The 15854-nt window shown below is 72.4% G+C and carries 16 protein-coding genes; 7 read left to right on the top strand and 9 right to left on the bottom strand.

What is annotated here, in order from left to right; genetic code table 11:
- Positions 1-110: 110 nt before the first annotated feature.
- Positions 111-716: a GTP cyclohydrolase I FolE gene (folE, locus tag ACIQFZ_RS31760; protein ID WP_225076908.1), complete on the top strand. Its 606-nt coding sequence runs from the start codon at positions 111-113 to the stop codon at positions 714-716.
- Positions 717-770: 54 nt separating this feature from the next.
- Here folE and ACIQFZ_RS31755 read toward each other — a convergent pair whose 3' ends face one another.
- The 6 genes from ACIQFZ_RS31755 to ACIQFZ_RS31730 all read right to left on the bottom strand — a co-directional run bounded on the left by ACIQFZ_RS31755 (position 771) and on the right by ACIQFZ_RS31730 (position 5910).
- Positions 771-1259, bottom strand: a complete 489-nt coding sequence (locus ACIQFZ_RS31755) for a DUF3180 domain-containing protein (RefSeq protein ID WP_365425821.1) — start codon at positions 1257-1259, stop codon at positions 771-773.
- A 65-nt stretch (positions 1260-1324) separates the two neighbouring features.
- Entirely contained in the window at positions 1325-1936 is a 612-nt protein-coding gene (gene folK / locus ACIQFZ_RS31750; protein WP_402692823.1) for a 2-amino-4-hydroxy-6-hydroxymethyldihydropteridine diphosphokinase, read from the bottom strand.
- Positions 1933-2292 carry a dihydroneopterin aldolase gene (gene folB / locus ACIQFZ_RS31745; protein ID WP_365425817.1) on the bottom strand — a complete coding sequence of 120 codons (360 nt, stop codon included), beginning with the start codon at positions 2290-2292 and terminating at the stop codon, positions 1933-1935. The genes folK and folB overlap by 4 nt, the downstream gene beginning before the upstream one ends.
- Before the next feature lie 248 nt (positions 2293-2540).
- A complete protein-coding gene (locus ACIQFZ_RS31740; protein ID WP_361414279.1) occupies positions 2541-3044 on the bottom strand; it encodes a nuclear transport factor 2 family protein in 504 nt (167 codons plus the stop codon).
- Positions 3041-3997: a dihydropteroate synthase gene (gene folP, locus ACIQFZ_RS31735; protein WP_402692822.1), complete on the bottom strand. Its 957-nt coding sequence runs from the start codon at positions 3995-3997 to the stop codon at positions 3041-3043. The genes ACIQFZ_RS31740 and folP overlap by 4 nt, the downstream gene beginning before the upstream one ends.
- Positions 3998-4098: 101 nt before the next feature.
- Entirely contained in the window at positions 4099-5910 is a 1812-nt protein-coding gene (locus ACIQFZ_RS31730) for a phosphatidylglycerol lysyltransferase domain-containing protein (RefSeq protein WP_383055881.1), read from the bottom strand.
- Positions 5911-6137: 227 nt separating this feature from the next.
- On the opposite strand from ACIQFZ_RS31730, the gene ACIQFZ_RS31725 reads away from it, so the two are divergent.
- Both ACIQFZ_RS31725 and ACIQFZ_RS31720 read left to right on the top strand, forming a co-directional pair.
- Positions 6138-7265, top strand: coding sequence for an alpha/beta hydrolase-fold protein (locus ACIQFZ_RS31725; RefSeq protein WP_365432703.1), 1128 nt, complete (start codon positions 6138-6140; stop codon positions 7263-7265).
- A gap of 184 nt (positions 7266-7449) precedes the next feature.
- Positions 7450-8799 carry a hypothetical protein gene (locus tag ACIQFZ_RS31720; RefSeq protein WP_402692821.1) on the top strand — a complete coding sequence of 450 codons (1350 nt, stop codon included), beginning with the start codon at positions 7450-7452 and terminating at the stop codon, positions 8797-8799.
- Positions 8800-8898: 99 nt separating this feature from the next.
- Here the strand turns inward: ACIQFZ_RS31720 and ACIQFZ_RS31715 are convergent, their stop codons facing one another.
- Both ACIQFZ_RS31715 and ACIQFZ_RS31710 read right to left on the bottom strand, forming a co-directional pair.
- On the bottom strand, positions 8899-10236 hold the full coding sequence (locus tag ACIQFZ_RS31715) for a PH domain-containing protein (protein WP_365432712.1): 1338 nt from the start codon (positions 10234-10236) through the stop codon (positions 8899-8901).
- Positions 10237-10334: 98 nt separating this feature from the next.
- Positions 10335-10841 (bottom strand): PH domain-containing protein, encoded by a 507-nt coding sequence (locus ACIQFZ_RS31710; protein ID WP_402692820.1) that lies wholly within the window; start codon positions 10839-10841, stop codon positions 10335-10337.
- Positions 10842-10872: 31 nt separating this feature from the next.
- On the opposite strand from ACIQFZ_RS31710, the gene ACIQFZ_RS31705 reads away from it, so the two are divergent.
- Entirely contained in the window at positions 10873-12024 is a 1152-nt protein-coding gene (locus ACIQFZ_RS31705; protein WP_402692819.1) for an NADH-quinone oxidoreductase subunit D, read from the top strand.
- On the opposite strand, the gene ACIQFZ_RS31700 is transcribed toward ACIQFZ_RS31705, so the two are convergent.
- Positions 11989-12969, bottom strand: coding sequence for an SAM-dependent methyltransferase (locus ACIQFZ_RS31700; protein ID WP_402692828.1), 981 nt, complete (start codon positions 12967-12969; stop codon positions 11989-11991). The genes ACIQFZ_RS31705 and ACIQFZ_RS31700 overlap by 36 nt on opposite strands.
- A 267-nt stretch (positions 12970-13236) precedes the next feature.
- On the opposite strand from ACIQFZ_RS31700, the gene ACIQFZ_RS31695 reads away from it, so the two are divergent.
- The 3 genes from ACIQFZ_RS31695 to ACIQFZ_RS31685 all read left to right on the top strand — a co-directional run bounded on the left by ACIQFZ_RS31695 (position 13237) and on the right by ACIQFZ_RS31685 (position 15852).
- The gene (locus ACIQFZ_RS31695; protein ID WP_402692818.1) at positions 13237-14442 is read left to right on the top strand and encodes a sensor histidine kinase; all 1206 of its coding nucleotides are present in this window, start codon (positions 13237-13239) and stop codon (positions 14440-14442) included.
- A gap of 73 nt (positions 14443-14515) precedes the next feature.
- Positions 14516-15187, top strand: a complete 672-nt coding sequence (locus ACIQFZ_RS31690) for a response regulator transcription factor (protein WP_365436305.1) — start codon at positions 14516-14518, stop codon at positions 15185-15187.
- Between the two features lie 32 nt (positions 15188-15219).
- On the top strand, positions 15220-15852 hold the full coding sequence (locus tag ACIQFZ_RS31685; protein WP_383055884.1) for an AAA family ATPase: 633 nt from the start codon (positions 15220-15222) through the stop codon (positions 15850-15852).
- The last annotated feature ends 2 nt before the right edge of the window (positions 15853-15854 follow it).

The raw sequence follows: 15854 nt of genomic DNA, 5'->3' as shown, positions 1-15854 counted from the left end.
CTCCGGACGCCCAACGGCCCCGGAATGCATGCCGCGCCCCCCAGGTTCTAGCCTGGGGGGCGCGGCATTTCGCATGTCCGCAGATCAGACACACAGGAACGAGGCTTCACATGACCGACCCCGTGACGCTGGACGGCGAGGGCTTCCTCGGTGAGTTCGACGAGAAGCGCGCCGAGAACGCCGTACGCGAACTCCTCATCGCGGTCGGCGAGGACCCGGACCGTGAAGGCCTGCGGGAGACTCCGGCACGGGTGGCCCGGGCGTACAAGGAGATATTCGCGGGACTGTGGCAGCAGCCCGAGGACGTGCTGACGACGACGTTCGACCTCGGGCACGACGAGATGGTGCTGGTCAAGGACATCGAGGTGTTCTCGACCTGCGAGCACCACCTCGTACCGTTCCGCGGTGTCGCGCACGTCGGCTACATCCCGTCCACCAGCGGGAAGATCACGGGTCTTTCGAAGCTGGCCCGGCTCGTGGACGTCTACGCCCGCCGCCCGCAGGTGCAGGAGCGGCTCACCACCCAGATCGCGGACTCGCTGATGGAGATCCTGGAGCCGCGCGGGGTGATCGTCGTGGTGGAGTGCGAGCACATGTGCATGTCGATGCGGGGCATCCGCAAGCCCGGCGCGAAGACCATCACCTCGGCGGTGCGCGGTCAGCTGCGGGACGCGGCGACGCGGAACGAGGCGATGAGCCTCATCATGGCGCGCTGACGCGGACGGAGCGCACACGCCCGCCCGCTCACCCGCGTACGCCGCCCGCCGGGCTCAAGCGGTCGGTTCCGCCCCCGGCGGGTTCTGGTCATCGTCCTCCGGGAGTTTGCAGACCCGTTCGAGGAACAGGGCGGCCGCTATCACCGCGATGCCGGCGAGGACCGAGAAGCCGGCGTAGACGGCCTGGTCGCGACGGGCCGGGATGTCGAGGAGTTCCAGCAGGGCGACGCCCGTGCCGCCGTACATGCCGGCGACGAGGGCGGCGACCAGGGCGCTGGCCTGACCGAAGACGACCGCGCGGGCGGCCATCATGGGGTCGACGCCCTTGGCGCCGGGCCGGCGCTCGCGCTGGGCCTTCAGCCGGGCCCGCAGGGAGAGCGCCGTGGACAGGAGGACCGCGGCGATCAGGGCGAGGACGATGGGGGCGGCCAGCGGGACGCCGGGGAGTGTCCCCACCGCGTTCCACAGCCGGGCGCCCGCCCAGGACAGCACTCCGGCGACGACGAACACGCCTGCCAGCACCCTGATATGCAGCTCTCTCACGGTGTCCCTTCAGCTCCCCCGGACCGAGGCCGGTCGCAGACCTTGCGTCGCCCTGACCTTAACGACTACTCGGGCAGCCGGAGTTCCAGGTCCGCCCGGGGCTCGACGCCCTCCCGGGTGAGCGCGGTCAGCAGATTAGCCACCGCGCCCCGGCCCGGGAGCTGTGCGTCCGGGTCCACGTCGTACCACGGGGCGAGGACGAAGGCGCGTTCGTGGGCGCGCGGGTGAGGGAGCGTGAGGAGCGGATCGTCGGAGACGGTCTCCGCGTAGGCGACGATGTCGACGTCGATCGTGCGCGGCCCCCAGCGCTCGTCGCGGACCCGGCTGAAGGCCTCCTCGACGGCGTGGGCGCGCTCCAGCAGCGAGGACGGCGGCAGCGTGGTCTTGAGGACCACCACCGCGTTGAGGTACGACGGCTGGCTGCCGGGCTCGACGCCCCACGGCTCCGTCTCGTAGACCGGGGAGACGGCCTTGACGCGGACGCCGGGCGTGTCCTCCAGGGCGTCGACGGCCCCCTGGAGGGTCTCCAGGCGGTTGCCGAGGTTGGAGCCGATCGAGATCACGGCTCGCTTGGGGTTCTGCAGAGTGGTGTCCGCGGCGTCGACCTTCTCGACGACCGAGGCGGGCACCGGCTGGACGGTCGGGTCGGTGGGCCCTTTGGTGAAAGGCGCGTTCATACTCGGCTCCGGGTGATGGTGACGGTCACGTCGTCGAAGGGAACGGTGATCGGGGCGTCCGGCTTGTGGACGCAGACCTCGACCTCCAGGACCCCGTCGTGCTTCAGACAGACCTGGGAGATGCGCTCGGCGAGCGTCTCGATGAGGTTCACGGGCTCGCCCTCCACCACGGCCACGACCTCCTCGGCCACGATGCCGTAGTGCACGGTCTTCGCCAGGTCGTCGTCGGCCGCGGCCGGCCGGGTGTCGACTCCCAGGACGATGTCCACGAGGAAGGTCTGGCCCTCCTCGCGTTCCTTGGGGAACACACCGTGGTGCCCGCGGGCCCTCAGGCCGCGCAGCGCGACACGATCCACGCGAATCACTCCTGCAATCGTCGGCGGCGGCCGGTCCTTGCCGCGTGCGGGCGGCACACCGGCCTGGCATGAATCTACCTGCGGGCACTGACGGAGCCGGGCCGCGGGGAGGCGGGGGCGCCCGGGCCCGGCAGGTTTCACCGTGTGTTTCCCCTGGAGAACCCGGTTGCTCACGGACCGGTGGGCGGCCCTTTTCCCGAAGTCCGTGATTCCGGCCACTCCGCGTTCCTGCTCCAGCGCCTACCCACTCAGGCGGGCGTGTCGTCGTCCTCGGCGCCGTCGTTTTCGGCCAGAACGGGAGAGGCGTGGTGGGACCAGAGTTTCCATCCCGGACCGGTGCGACGGAAGACGTTGGTGGCGACGACGAGCTGTCCCACCAGCGGGCCGAGTTCGCCGCCGGCCGCGGGGGCGGGGCCGCCGCTGAGGATGTTCTCGGTGCAGGTCACCAGGGCGGTGTCACCGGTCACCGAGACGTGCACGTCGGTCAGGAAGAACTGGATGTAGTCGGTGTTCGCCATGATCAGCGCGTAGGAGCGCAGCACCTCCCCGCGTCCGGTGAGCACCGGCCAGCCGGGGTGCACGCACGAGATCACGCCGGTGTCGGCCGGGTCGTGGTACTCCTCGTCGACGCCCAGGTCGGAGGGGGTGAGCCAGAGCGCGGACAACTCCTCGAAGTCACCCCGCTCCACGGCCTCGTAGTAGGCGGTGTTGGCGGCCTCCACCTGTTCGACGTCAGTGTGGGGCGCGCTCACCGCTCTCCTTCGGCGGGGCCGTGCGCACCACGTCTGCCGTCCGCCTGCCCGTCACCGGAGGGGTGCGCGCGGTCCTCCGGCGCGCTCGCGGGAGTGCGTGCCTCTTCCACGGCGCGGGCGACGCGTACCGCGTCCGCCGTCGCGCGGACCTCGTGGACGCGCACGGCCCAGGCGCCGGCGTGCGCGGCGAGGGCGGAGACGGCGGCGGTGGCGGCGTCGCGCTCGCGCGCGGGCGGGGGCGCGCCCTCCGGGCCGGCCAGCACCCGCCCGAGGAACCGCTTGCGGGAGGCGGCGACCAGCACGGGGTGGCCGAGCCCGCGCAGGCGGTCGAGGTGGGCCAGGAGCGTGAGGTCGTGCCCGGCCTCCTTGGAGAAGCCGAGACCGGGGTCGACGACGACGCGGTCGGCGGCGATCCCGCCCTCCAGGACGGCCTCCACGCGCGCGTGCAGCTCGTCGACGACCTCGGAGACGACGTCCTCGTACACCCCGCGGACGTTGCCGCCCTCCAGGAAGCCGCGCCAGTGCATCACGACGAAGGGGGCGTCCGCGTCCGCGACCACGGGAATCATGGCGGGGTCCGCGAGACCGCCGCTGACGTCGTTGACGAGAGCGGCGCCGGCCGCGAGGGCCTGCTCGGCGACGCGGGCGCGCATGGTGTCGACGGAGATCGTGACGCCCTCGGCGGCGAGGCCGCGCACCACGGGGATGACCCGCCGCAGTTCCTCGTCCTCGTCGACGCGGGTGGCGCCGGGCCGGGTGGACTCGCCGCCGACGTCGATCAGGTCCGCGCCCTGGGCGACCAGGTCCAGGCCGTGCTTGACGGCGGTGGTCGTGTCGAACCAGCGGCCTCCGTCGGAGAAGGAGTCGGGGGTCACGTTCACGACCCCCATCACCGCGCACCGGCCCCACGTCGGAAGGCCCGCCACGCGGCCGCGCCCGCTGAAGTTGCTCATACGCTCAGCGTAGGCCCCGTCCCTGGCCCCCTCGTGCTGTGGCCCGGACGGAACCTCCCTGTACTGGAGGGGGTGGGAGGTCCGCCCGGGCCGGTCCGGGGTCATGCTGCGCGCATGTCCCCTTCCGCCACCGAGTGCGCGCAGGGGCTCTGGGCGGCGGAGCGGCGGCGCAGGAAGCGCGGCAGCGGCAGGGCGAGGTCGACGAAGCCCTCGGCCTGCATGGCGGCGAAGCCGATGCGGGGCAGGTCCGAGGAGGCGCGGTAGACGACGAACCGCGGCTCCCAGCGGGGCTGGAACTTGGCGTTGAACTTGTACAGCGACTCGATCTGGAACCAGCGGGAGAGGAAGACCAGCAGCCCGCGCCAGGCGCGCAGCACCGGGCCCGCGCCGATCTTCTCGCCCCGCGCCAGCGCCGAGCGGAACATCGCGAAGTTCAGGGATATGCGGGTGATGCCGAGCTTGGGGGCGGCCTGGAGCGCCGCCACGATCAGCAGTTCGTTCATGCCGGGGTCGGCCGAGCGGTCGCGCCGCATCAGGTCCAGGGACACGCCGTCCCCGCCCCACGGCACGAAGTGCAGGATCGCCTTCAGGTCGCCGTACTCGCCCGGCTCCGCGTCCTGCTTGTGGGCGGTGGCGATGAGGCACTCGCCGTCGGCCGGGTCGCCGATCCGGCCGAGCGCCATGGAGAAGCCGCGTTCGGTGTCGGTGCCGCGCCAGTCCTCGGCGGCCCGCCGGACGCGCTCCAGCTCGGTGCCGCCGAGGTCACGGATGCGCCGCACCCGGGTTTCGTAGCCGGCTCGCTCGATGCGCTTGACCATCTGGCGGACGTTGCGCATCGCGCGTCCGGCGAGCGAGAAATCCGAGACGTCGACCACCGCCTCGTCGCCCAGTTCCAGGGCGTCCAGACCGGTCTCCCGGGTCCACACCTCGCCGCCGGTCTCGGAGCAGCCCATCACGGCGGGCGTCCACGAGTGGGCCTTGGCCTCGTCCATGAAGCGCTCGATGGCGCCCGGCCAGGCCTCGACGTCGCCGATGGGGTCGCCGCTGGCGAGCATCACGCCGGAGACGACGCGGTACGTCACCGCCGCCTTGCCGCTGGGGGAGAACACGACCGCCTTGTCGCGGCGCAGCGCGAAGTGGCCGAGGGAGTCGCGGCCGCCGTGCCGGGCCAGCAGCTCGCGCAGCCGGGTCTCGTCCTCCTCGGTCAGACGCGCCGCCGGGTGCTCGGGCCGGAAGGCCAGGTAGGCGGTGGTGACGGCGGTGAGCCAGCCGAGGGCGCCGAGGGAGAAGGCGACCGTCCAGGAGGTGTTGCCCCGGTAGTCCACCGGGCCCTCGAAGCCGATCAGGCCGTAGACGACATGGGTCAGCCGGTCCGCCACGCTGGGGTCGCCGACCATGCGGTGCGTGTGCACGCTGACGATGATCATGCCCAGGGCCAGTGAGCCGGCGCTCATCAGGACGAAGTTGGCCAGTGCCCGCCAGCGGCTGCGCGGGTCCGGCAGCGCGGCGAACTCGCCGCGGTGGATCAGCAGCGGCGCGAGCAGCGCCAGCGAGATGACCACCCCGACGATCGAGTGCCGGTAGACGAACTCCGCCGCCGCACCGGCCGGCAGCAGGACCACGGCCGAGCGCCAGGCCCGGCGCTTGCGCCGTCTCAGGCCGTGCGCGAGCAGCAGCAACAGCACGCCCACGCTGAGCGAGAGCGCCGCGGCGAACGGGCCGAACGAGCCCGGCAGCACCTCGGCCAGGGCGTGCATGCGGCTGTGCCGGAAGCGCGGGAAGACGCCCGCGGCGATGTCCAGGAGACCGACGACCGCGCAGGCCCTGCCGACCAGTACGGGGACCGCCTCGGGGCGCGGGCCGCGGAGTATGCGCCGCATCCTGCTCGATCGGTCCGGAACCCCGTCCGACATTTCCCCATCTACCCTGACAGACATCGCATCCCATAGTTCTGCGAGAAACCTTGAATCCGGTGCCGATCCGGGCATCCGGCGACATTGCGCCCTCTAGGACGGTGTCTCGGGGGAGAAGGTTCACTCCCCAACGGAAAGTCGGGTCAAAGGGCAGGGAAAGCCCAGGGCAAGCCCTCGCAAGGAAGCGTCGGCGGGCCCTGGGCGGGAAGCGCAGGCGGGAAAAGCCCATGGGTCTCATGAGCAACAAAGTGCTGGCACTGGCGATCCTCTGCGCCGTGCTGCTGTTCGTCGGCACGGTGTGGTTCTGGCCGAGTCTGGCCCGCGGTACCTGGCGCGCGGTGACCGGACGCGTCGGCATGCTGCTGGCCACGCAGGTGGCGATCTTCGCCTGCGTCGGACTCGCCGCCAACCAGGCATTCGGCTTCTACGCCAGCTGGGCGGATCTGTTCGGGCAGGAGAACGCGCCCGGAGTTGTCATGGACAACACGGCACACGGCCGCACCGGCGGACCCCTCCAGGTGATCGGCACCCAGCAGGTGCGGCTGGGCAACGGCGACCGGCCGGACGTCTCCGGTCAGATCCAGAAGGTCAGCATCGTGGGCCGTACGACGCACCTCGCCGCGCCCGCGTTCGTCTACCTGCCCCCGGAGTACTTCCAGCCGCAGTACCGGACCCGTACCTTCCCGGCGGCCGTGGTCCTCACCGGCTACCCGGGCACCGCGCAGGCGCTGGTCAGCAAGCTGCGCTACCCGCACACCGCACAGGAACTCGCCAGGACCGGGCGGATGCAGCCGATGATCCTGGTGATGCTGCGGCCCTCGGTGGCGCCGCCGCGTGACACGGAGTGCGTGGACGTCCCGGGCGGCCCGCAGACCGAGTCGTTCTTCGCCAAGGATCTGCCGGACGCGGTTCTCGCGCACTACCGGGTCGGAAAGAAACCGGGCAGTTGGGGCATCGTCGGCGACTCCACGGGCGGTTACTGCGCGCTGAAACTCGCCCTGCACCATCCCGAGGTGTATGCCGCGGGCGCGGGCCTGTCCCCGTACTACAAGGCGCCCACCGACCCGACCACAGGTGATCTTTTTCAAGGGGACAGGAATCTGCGGAACCGTGCCGATCTGATGTGGAGCATCAAGCACCTGAAGGCGCCCGACACTTCGCTGCTCGTCACCAGCAGCAAGCTCGGCGAGACCAACTACAAGTCGACGCTCAGGTTCATCGACGCCGTGAAGGCGACGAACAAGACGCGTATCGCGTCCATCATCCTCGACAGCGGTGGCCACAACTTCAACACCTGGCGGCGCGAGATCCCGGCGACGCTGCAGTGGATGAGCGGCCTGCTCGGCGACCGCTGAAAATGATCTTGTTGAAACGGCGGCGGAAGTGCGGGAAGACGAGCGGGCCGGAGCAACGGAAGGCGAGGGAAGAGGTGGAGGAAAACGCGGCCGGAACTCCCTGTGACGCATGAAGGTTTCGTTATGGCTGTCTTTTTGCGGGGCGGCCCGGCATGATTCGCGTACGCGCGGTAAGTTTCTGGCCATGCCACGTGGACGTCACCGCCATTCCCCACCCCTGCACAGGCTGTTGCCTTCCTCGGCGATCGCCGGCGTCGCTGTCGTCTGCGCCCTTGGTCCCTGGGCGTTCACGGACGCGGTGGTGCTGCGGTTGCTCGCCGGGACCGCCGCGGTGACCGCTGTTCTCGGCGCGTTCGTCATGCGTCGCTGGGACGCGCAGGCCGGACGGCGGGTGGCCGACCTCACGCGCGCGCGTGCGAGCGACGAGTGGCGATTCGAGGAACGGGTCGCCGAACTCGAGACCGACCTCGAGGAGTCGCGCGAACTGCGCGGCCGCCTCGAGCAGAAGCTGCGCGCCAAGCGCACGGAGCTCGCGGGACTGCGCAACGAGCACGCGTCGCTGCTTCGGCGGTACGCCACGGCGGAGACCGAGCGCGCGAGCGCGCTGGAGGGCCGTCGCCTGCTGGAGATCGAGTCCGGCTCCGAGATGCTCGCGCTGCCCGCCGCGCCGACGGCCGCCCCGGACACCGCGGTCACGGAGACGCACGAGTCCGCGGCCCCCGCGACCGGGCCCATCGAGAAGAAGCCGGGGTCCGCGGCCGCCGCCGTGTTCTCCCCGGAGGGGTCCGAGCTGTACCTGCGTGCCGAGGCCGCGCTGTCGCGGTTGGGCAAGGGCGGCGCCCGGGCGGCGCGGACGGACGAGGCCGCGAAGGCGGGCTCCTCCGAGGAAGCTGACACGGCGTCGGAGACCGACCCGGTGCGGGAATCGGCCGTGACGGCGGACGGCGACGCCGACCCGGATCCCGCGCGGGAGGCCGGGACGGGCGAGACGCCCGAGCACGCGGCCGCCACGACCGAGACGACCGAGACGACCGAGGCGACCGAGACGGCCGGCCCGAGTGACCCTGCCGAGGCGACCGGGGTGGCCGAAGCCGTCGAACCCGTCGAACCCGCCGGACCCGCCGACCGGTCCACCGCCGCCGATCCGGGCGAGCAGGCCGCATCGGCCCCCTCCGCCGCGGCGATCGAGCCGGCGAAGGCCGCGCCGCAACTGCCCTCCGGGCACTTCACCGTGCCGACCGCGGTGGCCGTCGTACCGGCCGCGCCCACGCGGCGCCCGCTGGTCGAGGGCGGATTCGACTTCTTCGGCACGAAGAAGGACGCGGCGGACACCGAGCCGGGCACTGTCCGGAACGACGACTTCGCCGACGTCGTGGGCCAGGAGGCGCTCGCCCTGCACAAGGCCGAGGCCGAGTCCCAGTACAAGCCGGCCGACGCCGACGCGCCGGCCGCCGGCCGTCAGATCATCGACCTGACGGCCCACGACGAGACGGAGCGGATCGACCTTCCGGGGCTGCGCACCGCGGCCTCCTGACGGCCGCTTCCCCCGTCACGCCACACCACGCCACACCGCGACGCCGGGCGCCCGCCCGGCGTCGCACTCATGTCATCCACCGGGCCCGTCGTCCGCCGGTCAGGTCATCCACCGGTCCGGTCGTGCGCTCCGGCGTCCCGTGCGCGACCTCTCCGCCTGGGCCCGGAGCAGCCGGGCCGCCTCCTGAGCGTCCCGCAGGCGGGCCGTCACGGTCTTGTCGGCCCCGTTGTCCACGTGCACGCCGGCGAGGCCCCACACACGCTGCCAGGGCCCCTGCCGCAGCCGTACGCTCTGCACCTTCGCGTGCGGCACCAGCGCGAGCCGGCGCCGCAGCAGTCCGTGCCGCGCGGCGAACACCGCGTCGGTGACGGCGATCCCGTGCCCGCGCCACCACACCGGCGCGCACCACCGGGCGCGCCGCGGCGGCCGGAGCAGGTCGGCGGCCTGCGGCACCGTCACCCCGGGCAGGACCCGGGCGATCACCGACTCGGCGACCTCCCGCGGAGCGACCGGCAGCAGCACGGAGTTCGACGACCCGGCGACGTCCAGCTCGACCCGCACCCAGCCGCGCCACCGCCACAGCAGCGGTTCCACGATCCGAACGGTCTGCACCCGCCCCGGCGGCACCGTCTCGTGCGTGCGGTCCAGCAGTCCCCGGTCGATCCGCAGCCCGTCGGGCGATTCGCTCACCAGCCAGTCGTACTCGGCGGCGAAGCGCCCCGCGCTGTTCGCCACGGCGCTGCCGAGCAGCGGCAGGACGGCGGCGAGCACCGTCCACAGGCTGTGGGTGGCCAGCCACAGCAGCGGCGGTACGACGACCGCGGCGACCAGCGATCCCCAGGTCGCGCCGGTCAGCAGCAGCGAGACGGCGATCACGCGCCCGGGTACGCGGACCACCTCCCGCGCGGGTGCCTCGCCGACCTCGTGTGCCGTCTCGGGCGCGAACCCGGCCGCGCGCGCGAGCAGTTCGGCGCGCAGCGCCCGGGCCTCCTCCTCGCCGAGGAAGGCGAGTTCGTCCTTCTTGTCCGTCCCTATGACGTCGATTTTCAGCTTGGCCACGCCCGCGACCCGTGCGAGCAGCGGCCGGGTGACGTCGACGGCCTGGATCCGCTCCAGCCGGATGTGCGCGGTGCGGCGGAAGAACAGCCCGGTACGGATGCGCAGTTCGGAGCCGGTCACCGCGAAGTGCGTGAACCACCACGACAGGAAGCCGTAGAGGGCGGCTGCGGGTATGACGACCGCGAGCCCGATCAGCAGCGTGGTGGTCGTCAGCCGCGTCAGGTGCCGCTGCGTCTGGTCGGGGTCGTGTACGGCCCAGCCCGCGAGCACGGCGACCGGCGCCCACGCCCGTCTCAGGGGCGTGACGGGATGCAGCCGCCGCTCGGTCACGGGCCGCCCGTCGCGCACGGCCGCGTCGCTCGCGGCTTTCTCGGACATGTCCCCGTCGCTCACGGCCTCTTCGGGTACGGCTTCTCCGCGCTGGGCTTCTCCGTGTACGGCCTCTTCGCGTATGGCCTCTTCGTCCTCCGCCGCCGTCACAGCCCCGCCGATCGTGCCTCGCCGAGTTCGGTGAGCCGGTCGCGCAGCCGTTCGGCCTCGGCCGGGTCGAGGCCGGGGATGGTCGCGTCGGTCGCGGCGGCGGCCGTGTGCAGCTGCACGGTGGCCAGCCCGAAGTGCCGCTCGACGGGTCCGGAGGTGACCTCGACCAGCTGCATCCGCCCGTAGGGCACGACGGTCTCCCCGCGCCACAGCACGCCCCGGCTGATCAGCAGGTCGTCGGCGCGCTCGGTGTAGCGCCACGAGCGCCAGTTGCGGCCGAGCAGCACCCAGCCCCACGCCATCACCGCCAGCGGCAGCAGTGCGAACGCCGACCAGGCGGGACCGGCCAGCAGGCCCGGCAGCAGCCCCGCGGCCAGGGCGAACAGGCCCATCCACACCACCAGCAGCAGCCGGCGCATCCGCAGCAGGCCGCGCGGCAGCGCCCTCCACGCCGGCCCGCCCTCGGCCGCCGCCCGTTCGTCCTCCGGGATCCCCGTTTCCATGAGGCAAGCGTACGTACGAGAGACTGTGTCCATGACTCCCACGACGGAGACCACGGTCGGGATCGGCGGCGCCGCGGAGAGCACCGACATGGTGCTCAACATCGGGCCCCAGCACCCGTCCACGCACGGTGTTCTGCGGCTGAAGCTGGTGCTGGACGGCGAGCGCATCCTGCGCGCCGAGCCGGTGATCGGCTATATGCACCGCGGCGCGGAGAAGCTGTTCGAGGCACGGGACTACCGCCAGATCGTCATGCTGGCCAACCGCCACGACTGGCTGTCGGCCTTCTCGAACGAGCTGGGCGTGGTCCTCGCCGTGGAGCGGATGCTCGGCATGGAGGTGCCCGCGCGCGCGGTGTGGACGCGCACCCTGCTCGCCGAGCTGAACCGGGTGCTCAACCACCTGATGTTCCTCGGCTCCTACCCGCTGGAACTGGGCGGCATCACCCCGGTCTTCTACGCGTTCCGGGAACGCGAGGTCCTCCAGAACGTCATGGAGGAGGTCTCCGGCGGCCGGATGCACTACATGTTCAACCGGGTCGGCGGCCTGAAGGAGGACCTGCCGGCCGGCTGGGCCGCGCGCGCGCGTGCCGCGGTGGCCGCCGTGCGCTCGCGCATGGACGTCTTCGACGACCTGGTGCTCGGCAACGAGATCTTCCGGGGCCGCACCCGGGGCGTGGGCGTCCTCTCGCCGCGGGCCGTGCACGCCTACGGCGTGAGCGGTCCCATCGCGCGCGCCTCGGGCGTCGACTTCGACCTGCGCCGCGACGAGCCGTACCTGGCGTACGGTGAGGTGCAGGACACCCTGAAGGTGGTCACCCGGCAGGAGGGCGACTGCCTGGCCCGCTTCGAGTGCCTGCTGGAGCAGACCCACAACGCGCTGGACCTCGCCGACGCCTGTCTGGACCGGCTGGCCGAGCTGCCGCCCGGCCCGATCAACCAGCGGCTGCCGAAGGTCCTCAAGGCACCCGAGGGGCACACGTACGCGTGGACCGAGAACCCGCTCGGGATCAACGGCTACTACCTGGTCAGCAAGGGGGAGAAGACCCCGTACCGGCTGAAGCTGCGCTCGGCGTCGTACAACAACATCCAGGTGCTCACCGAACTGCTGCCGGGCACGCTCGTGGCGGACATGGTGGCCATCCTGGGGTCAATGTTCTTCGTGGTCGGGGACATCGACAAGTAGGGCCGCCGCGTCCGCCTCCGCGAGGCCGACGGGCTGCACCAGCCAGCCGAATTCGCCGAGCCCACCCGCCGCGGTGAGTTCGGAGGCCTCCCCGGCGCGCGCGAGGGCGCGTACGTACTCCGAGGGGCGCGTGGAGGCGAGAGCGAGCGGGGGCCGTACGCCGGTGACTCCCAGGGCGTGCAGGGCCTCGCGCTGGGTCAGCAGCCGGGCGCCCGGAGGCGCGCACGCGGCGCACGCGTCCAGCGCCACATGCGCCGTGATGTCGCACGACCCGTCCGGCACCGGCGCCGTCTCCCGGCCCTCCCGGAAGCCGGTGAGCGTTCCGAAGGGCGGTCGCGCGCCGGCCGTGTGCGCGTAGTCGACGGCGACCGCGAGGCCCCGTTCGACGTGCGAGACCGCGTCGGCCCAGGCGGCGTCGCGGGGCAGCCCGATCTCCGCGCGCAGGCCCTGCTCGGCGGGCAGCGGCCACCACCGGGCCAGCCACCGCGCCTGCGCCTGCGACACCGGCTCCCCGAGCCGTTCCGCGCCGTCCCGCCGGACCAGGACCCGCCGGGGCACGCCCGCGGAGTCCACCTCCGCGACCTCCAGCGGCACGTTGTCCAGCCACTCGTTGGCGAACAGCAGCCCGGTGATCCCCCGCGGGGCCTGCCCCGACCATGCGATCCGGTCGTCCAGTCCCTCCGGCCGGGCGGCGATCTCGACCGCGTGCACGCGCGTGCGTGCCGCCACGTCCGCAGGCAGCGCGGCGAGCACGCCCGTGGCCAGCTCGCCCCGCCCGGCCGCCATGTCGACGAAGTCGAGCGTCGCCGGGCGGCCCAGTGCCCGGTCGACCCGGCACAGCAGCCGCGCCACGGCCACCGCGAACAGCGGCGAGGCGTGCACGGACGTACGGAAGTGACCGGCCGGGCCCTCGGGCCGCCGGTAGAAGCCGTCCGGCCCGTACAGGGCCTCCTCGGTCGCCGCCCGCCAGCCGCGCCACTCCTCGGCCCGGCCCTCCGCCGCGCTCTGCGCCGTGGTGCGCCGGGTGCTGTCGGCCGTGGTGCGCGCGGTGCTGTCCGCCGTGTCGTCCGCCACCCCGACAGACTAGGGTCCGCCCGGCGGAGCGAGGCGCACAAGTGATCACTGCCTCCACCTTGGGGAGTACGAGGGGCCCGTGCGGATCGGCCCTTCGGTTGACCCCCGCACCTGTGCCGCTTCCCTACTCTGGGTTACGTGCAGCGCCTCTATGACTTCCTCCGCAGGCACCCGATGTGGGTGGACGGCTCCTGGGCCCTCATCCTCCTCGGGCTTTCCGGCGTGAGCGTGTCGCGCATCAACGGGGCGCCCGGCCACCACGGTTCGGTCGGCGCGGCCCTCGCGCTGTCCTTCGTGCTGTGCGTGGTCGTCGCACTGCGCCGCCGGATGCCGGAGAAGATGCTGGTGCTGGCGGGCGCGGCGGGTGTGGCGCAGCTCGTCCTGGACGTCGAGACGATGGTCGCCAACTTCGCCATGCTGGTGATCATCTACACGGTCGCCGCGATAGGCGCCCGCTGGGCCTCCCGGTTCGCCCTGGCCGGCGGGCTGTGCGCGGCGACCCTCGCGCAGATGCGCTGGCCGCAGCACGACGCGAGCGCCCTGGGCAACGTCGCGATAACCGTCTTCCAGACGGTGCCGTTCGCCCTCGCCTGGGTGCTCGGCGACTCCATGCGCACCCGCCGCGCCTACTTCGCGCAGCTGGAGGAGCGCGCCGCCCGTCTGGAGAAGGAACGCGAGGCGCAGTCCAAGGTCGCGGTCGCCGCCGAGCGCGCCCGGATCGCGCGCGAGCTGCACGATGTGGTCGCGCACAACGTGTCGGTGATGGTGGTGCAGGCAGACGGCGCCGCCTACGTCCTGGACGCCGCGCCCGACCAGGCCAAGAAGGCCTTGGAGACGATCTCCTCCACCGGCCGCCAGGCCCTCGCCGAGATGCGCCGCCTGCTGGGCGTGCTGCGCACCGGCGAGCACCAGGAGAGCGGCGAGTACGTGCCGCAGCCCGACGTCGACCAGATCGAGGACCTTGTCGAGCAGTGCCGGGGCTCCGGACTGCCCGTCGACTTCAGGATCGAGGGCACCCCGCGCCCGCTGCCCAGCGGGGTCGAGCTCACCGCGTACCGCATCGTGCAGGAGGCCCTCACCAACACCCGCAAGCACGGCGGGCCCAACACGGGCGCGAGCGTGCGCCTGGTCTACTTCGACGACGGCCTCGGACTGCTTGTCGAGGACGACGGCAAGGGCGCGCCGCACGAGCTGTACGAGGAGGGCGGCGCCGACGGCGAGGGGCACGGCCTGATCGGCATGCGCGAACGCGTCGGCATGGTGGGCGGCACCCTGGACGCGGGTCCGCGCCCCGGCGGAGGCTTCCGCATCAGCGCCCTGCTGCCGCTCAAACCGGTGCACTGACGCCGGCGCACACCCCGCCGGCACCTGTCACACACCCGCCCGACCCGCCGATGACGAACGGAAGAGGACCCCGATGACGATCCGCGTGATGCTCGTGGACGACCAGGTGCTGCTGCGCACCGGATTCCGGATGGTGCTCGCCGCCCAGCCGGACATGGAGGTCGTCGCGGAGGCGGGCGACGGCGTCGAGGCCCTCCAGGTGCTGCGCGCCACCGCTGTCGACGTGGTGCTGATGGACGTGCGCATGCCGAAGCTGGACGGTGTGGAGGCCACCCGCCGCATCTGCTCCGAGCCCGACCCGCCGAAGGTGCTCATCCTGACCACCTTCGACCTCGACGAGTACGCCTTCTCCGGACTGAAGGCGGGCGCCTCCGGGTTCATGCTCAAGGATGTGCCGCCCGGCGACCTGCTCGCCGCGATCCGCTCCGTGCACAGCGGCGACGCCGTCGTCGCGCCCTCCACCACCCGCCGACTGCTCGACCGGTTCGCCCCGATGCTGCCCACGGCCGGCAAGGAGCCCCAGCACAAGGAGCTCCAGCGGCTCACCGAGCGCGAGCGCGAGGTCATGGTCCTGGTCGCGCAGGGCATGTCGAACGGCGAGATCGCCGCCCGGCTGGTGCTGTCCGAGGCGACGGTGAAGACCCACGTGGGGCGCATCCTGACCAAGCTGGGGCTGAGGGACCGGGTGCAGGTGGTGGTCCTGGCCTACGAGACGGGACTCGTCCGGGCCGGCGGACACGGCTGAACGGCGTACGCGGCCGTCGGTAGGGTCTGCGCATGCTCCTGTGGATCAACGGCCCCTTCGGGGGCGGCAAGACACAGACCGCACACGAGATCCAGCGCCGTCTGCCCGGCAGCGTCGTCTGCGATCCCGAGCACGCCGGGTTCGGCCTGCGCCGCATGCTGCCACCCGAACTGCGCGCGGACTTCAGGGACTTGGCGGCCTGGCGGCAAGGGGTGGTGGAAGTCCTGGACCTGGCCCTCACCCGGCACGAGGGGGTCGTGATCGCCCCCATGACCGTCACGGACTCCGGCCAGTTCGCCGAGACCGTCGGGCGGCTGCGCGAACTGGGGCACGAGGTACGGCACTTCGCACTCCTCGCGGATCGCGAGACCGTTCTGAAGCGGCTGCGGGAGCGCGGGTTCGGGCACCTCGTCGGGTATGTAGCCGGGAAGAACTCCGCTCTGGGCCGGGAGAGCTGGGCCGTTCAGCAGCTCGACGGCTGCCTCGAGCGGTTGCGCGAGCCGGAGTTCGCCGAGCACCTGTGGACCGACCACTCGACCGTGCCGAAGACCGCGGACCGGATCGCCGTCCTGGCCGGCCTCACGCTGCGGCCCAACACCGAGGGCCCGCTGCGGACACGGCTGCGGCAGGCGAGGGTCGGCGTCCGGCACATCCGGTTCGACTGACC

Origin of the sequence: Streptomyces sp. NPDC093064 (genome assembly GCF_044754605.1) — a bacterium.
In the GTDB taxonomy this organism is placed as follows: domain Bacteria; phylum Actinomycetota; class Actinomycetes; order Streptomycetales; family Streptomycetaceae; genus Streptomyces.
The sequence above is the reverse complement of the archived record's forward strand: the minus strand, read 5'-3'. Positions and strand labels throughout refer to the sequence as shown.

What these genes read in the sequence shown, in the direction of transcription:
- folP (WP_402692822.1), bottom strand. Translation starts at nt 3,997, where the DNA reads ATGAGCAACTTCAGCGGGCGCGGCCGCGTGGCGGGCCTTCCGACGTGG.
- ACIQFZ_RS31730 (WP_383055881.1), bottom strand. Translation starts at nt 5,910, where the DNA reads ATGTCGGACGGGGTTCCGGACCGATCGAGCAGGATGCGGCGCATACTC.
- ACIQFZ_RS31720 (WP_402692821.1), top strand. Translation starts at nt 7,450, where the DNA reads ATGCCACGTGGACGTCACCGCCATTCCCCACCCCTGCACAGGCTGTTG.
- folE (WP_225076908.1), top strand. Translation starts at nt 111, where the DNA reads ATGACCGACCCCGTGACGCTGGACGGCGAGGGCTTCCTCGGTGAGTTC.
- ACIQFZ_RS31710 (WP_402692820.1), bottom strand. Translation starts at nt 10,841, where the DNA reads ATGGAAACGGGGATCCCGGAGGACGAACGGGCGGCGGCCGAGGGCGGG.
- ACIQFZ_RS31715 (WP_365432712.1), bottom strand. Translation starts at nt 10,236, where the DNA reads ATGTCCGAGAAAGCCGCGAGCGACGCGGCCGTGCGCGACGGGCGGCCC.
- folK (WP_402692823.1), bottom strand. Translation starts at nt 1,936, where the DNA reads ATGAACGCGCCTTTCACCAAAGGGCCCACCGACCCGACCGTCCAGCCG.
- ACIQFZ_RS31725 (WP_365432703.1), top strand. Translation starts at nt 6,138, where the DNA reads ATGGGTCTCATGAGCAACAAAGTGCTGGCACTGGCGATCCTCTGCGCC.
- ACIQFZ_RS31685 (WP_383055884.1), top strand. Translation starts at nt 15,220, where the DNA reads ATGCTCCTGTGGATCAACGGCCCCTTCGGGGGCGGCAAGACACAGACC.
- ACIQFZ_RS31690 (WP_365436305.1), top strand. Translation starts at nt 14,516, where the DNA reads ATGACGATCCGCGTGATGCTCGTGGACGACCAGGTGCTGCTGCGCACC.
- ACIQFZ_RS31705 (WP_402692819.1), top strand. Translation starts at nt 10,873, where the DNA reads ATGACTCCCACGACGGAGACCACGGTCGGGATCGGCGGCGCCGCGGAG.